Here is a 3,467-nt window from a genome sequence, read left to right as displayed (position 1 = left end):
CGTTTCGGCTGTCCATGATGAAGCCCATGATCAAGATAGACCGGCGCGCGATGATCGCCGCCTCCGGCGCCGCCCTCCTCATGCCCGACATGCTGTACGCGCAGACGCGCGGCGACGCCTTTTCGTGGGACATATTGATCGATCAGGCCAGAAAGCTGGCCCGGTCCCCCTACAAGGAAACGCCGCCCCACCCCGGCGCGGCGAAGGTCGATTATGTCGCCCAACATGAAGCGCGCTTCCGCGACGATCGCACCCTGTGGGGCGAGCTGCCCGGCGACACCGGCATCCGCTTCTTTCCCCTGTCGCAATATGCCGCACAGCCCGTTGCCATTTCGACCGTGGAAAAAGGCCGCGCCACCCCGCTGCGCTACGATCCCGACATGTTCGATGCGCCGACGGGCAACGCGGTCAAGGCGCTGGGCGCCAATGCGGGCTTTGCCGGTTTCCGCATCATGAACGCAAAGCGCGACGGCGACTGGCTTTCTTTTCTGGGCGCCAGCTATTTCCGCGCGCCCAGCCCGCAGAAGCAGTTCGGCCTGTCGGCGCGCGCCATCGCGATCAACACCAGCCTTCAGGGGAAGGAGGAATTTCCCCGCTTTACCCATTTCTGGCTGGAGCGGACCGGCAACAGCAGCGTCACCGTCTATGCCCTGCTGGACGGGGCGTCGATCACCGGCGCCTATCGCTTCGTCAGCAGCCTTGGCAGCGATGGGGTGAAACAGGATGTGACCGCCGCGCTCTTCCCGCGCCGGGCGATCCCCGAACTGGGGCTGATGCCGATGACCAGCATGTTCTGGTACGATCAGGCCAACCGGACGCAGGGCACCGACTGGCGACCGGAAATCCATGACAGCGACCTGCTGTCGATCGCATCGGCCGACGGCACCGCCCATGCCCGGCCGATCGTCAACCCATCCGCCCCGCATTTCAGCGCCTTCAATGAAGTCAGCCCCACAGGGTTCGGCCTGTTGCAGCGGGATCGCGATTTCGATCATTATCAGGATGACGGCGTCTTTTACGATCGTCGCCCGACATTATGGGCGACCCCGGCAAAGCCGCTGGGTGCGGGCAATGTGCGCCTCTATGCCTTTCCGACCGACAGCGAATATACCGATAATGTCGCGGCCTACTGGACACCCGACGCCGCGCCGAGGGTGGGCAGGCAGATCGACCTTGCCTATAGGCTGGACTGGTCGGCGGCGCGATCCCCAGCTTCGAACGGCATTGCCACCATCGAAAATGTCTGGCGCGGCCGGGGCGATACGCCCGATGCCGACCGGCTGGTCATCGATTTTCAGGGTGTCGCCGCCGGTGCCAAGCCCGACATCTGGGCCGATGTGAGCGGCGGGACGCTGATCAAGAAGGCCGGATATCCCGTTCTGGGCCGCGAAGGGCTGTTCCGGACGGTGCTCGACATACGGCGTCCGCAGGGCAAGTCGGCCGATATTCGGCTGCAATTGCGGGCTGGCAATCGCCCTGCGAGTGAATATGTGCATTATCCTTTAGGCGTATGAACGGAACCGTCGCGGGATCGGGCGGTTCTAACGCCTTGGGTCAATCGCGATGGACAATGGAATGATGGGGAACGAAGGCGCGCAGGCGCCGGACGCGAAGCCGTTGGCGCGTGCCTTTGAACAGGTGCCTGCGGAAGCGCCGCTGGCCATGCCGGAACAGGATTTCGCCGCCCGGCCGGTCCTGACGCTGCGCCGTCCCCTGAATATCGACATATGGGCGCGCCGGTTGCTGGTCGTCATCATGGCGCTGCTGCCCGCCGCGATGGCCGGGCACGAAATGCGCCGCTCGATCGGGCTGGATGGCATTTCCGCGATGGAGGGCGTTTATCTTGCCCTGTTCATTCCGCTCTTTGCCTGGATTGCTTTCGGTTTCGCGACCGCGCTGGTCGGTTTCCTGCTGCTGACCGTGGGCAAGGGGCGCAGCGTCACACCCCGTCCGCTCAATGCATCGACCCCGCTGAAAGGCAAGACCGCGATCCTGCTGCCGGTCTGCAACGAAGATTTTCTGGGCGTGCTGGGCCGCCTGTCGATCATGGAGCGATCGCTGGCGCAGGTGATGGGCGGGGAACGGTTCGAATTCTTCATCCTGTCCGATTCCAACGCCGAAAGCGGGGAGACGGAACGGCGCGCCTATCAGGAAATGCGCGCATCCTTTTCCCGACCCGTTCATTATCGCCGCCGCGCCATCAATGTCGGGCGCAAACCCGGGAATATCGCAGAATGGGTGACCCGCTTCGGCGGCGCCTATGACTATATGGTGGTGCTGGACGCGGACAGCGTGGTCAGCGGCCAGACCATGGCGCGCCTTGCCGCCGATATGGAGCGGCATCCGCACGTCGGCCTGATCCAGACGGTGCCCACCGTCATGGGGGCGGCAACGCTGTTCGCGCGGTGGCAGCAATTTGCCAGCCGTTTGTTTGGCCCCACCTCGGCTGCCGGGATGATATGGTGGGCGGGATCGGAAGGCATGTTCTGGGGCCATAACGCCATCGTGCGGGTCAGCGCCTTTGCCCAGAGCTGCGGCCTGCCCGAACTGCCGGGCCGCGCACCGTTTGGGGGGCACATATTAAGCCACGACATGCTGGAAGCCGCGCTGCTGCGTCGTCGCGGGTGGGATGTCCATATGGTCACCGCCGACGACAGTTTCGAAGAATTTCCGCCATCCATGCCCGACCTGTTCACCCGCGACCGGCGCTGGTGTCAGGGCAATATCCAGCATGTGCCGTTGCTGGTGAAGATCAAGGGGCTGCATCCGGTCAGCCGGTTCCAGCTGCTGGTGGGGGCTTCCGCCTATTGCACGTCGCCGCTTTGGCTGGCGCTGATGCTGGTGGTGCTGGGCGGCGCGATCAGCGGCATATGGCCGCCGACCGCCGTGCTTCCTTCGGGCGGGCTGCTGGCGCTGACCGTGGTTCTGCTGTTCGGGCCGAAGATATTGGCGATCCTGTGGGCGATGGCCGACCCCGCACGGCGCATCGGCTTTGGCGGGGCGAGCCGGATGACGCGGGGCGTGATGGTCGACATCATCCTGTCCATCCTGATGGCGCCGGTCGCGATGCTGACGCAGACGATCAACCTGTTCGGTATCATGATGGGGCGCAAGGCCAGCTGGAATGGCCAGACCCGCGACCGCGACGGCATGGCGATCACCAGCGCGGTATGGCTGTTCAAATGGCATCTGTTGCTGGGCGTCCTGCTGACGGTGCTGGCGGTGAAGGCGGGCAGCCTTGGCTGGATGTCCCCGGTGGTCGCCGGCCTGTTCGCCGCACCGGTGCTGGCGGCCGTGACCGCACGCAAGGATCTGGGCCGCCGGGCGGAAGAAAGCGGCCTGTTTCAGGTCGCCGCCCCATGGTGGCGCGCCCAAAGCTATCGCCCGTTGCGCTTCCGCTGGCCCACCGGCGACAAGAAGGGCATCGGGCCGATGGCAGCCAACGACGAATAAGCAGGATATTTCGG

General features: G+C 64.8%; 2 protein-coding genes. Both read left to right on the top strand.

The window, feature by feature from the left end:
• The first annotated feature begins 26 nt into the window (after positions 1-26).
• A complete protein-coding gene (locus tag ACOJSJ_RS07775; protein ID WP_420144416.1) occupies positions 27-1,514 on the top strand; it encodes a glucan biosynthesis protein in 1,488 nt (495 codons plus the stop codon).
• 61 nt (positions 1,515-1,575) lie between these two features.
• Entirely contained in the window at positions 1,576-3,453 is a 1,878-nt protein-coding gene (gene mdoH / locus ACOJSJ_RS07770; protein ID WP_420144415.1) for a glucans biosynthesis glucosyltransferase MdoH, read from the top strand.
• Positions 3,454-3,467 lie beyond the last annotated feature (14 nt).

Origin of the sequence: Sphingobium sp., assembly GCF_048594625.1 — a bacterium.
Taxonomy (GTDB): Bacteria; Pseudomonadota; Alphaproteobacteria; order Sphingomonadales; family Sphingomonadaceae; genus Sphingobium.
Note: the sequence above shows the minus strand (reverse complement) of the source record. Positions and strands in the feature narration are given on the sequence as shown.

Coding starts and splice junctions, on each gene's coding strand:
- ACOJSJ_RS07775 (WP_420144416.1), top strand. CDS start 27: ATGATCAAGATAGACCGGCGCGCGATGATCGCCGCCTCCGGCGCCGCC.
- mdoH (WP_420144415.1), top strand. CDS start 1,576: ATGATGGGGAACGAAGGCGCGCAGGCGCCGGACGCGAAGCCGTTGGCG.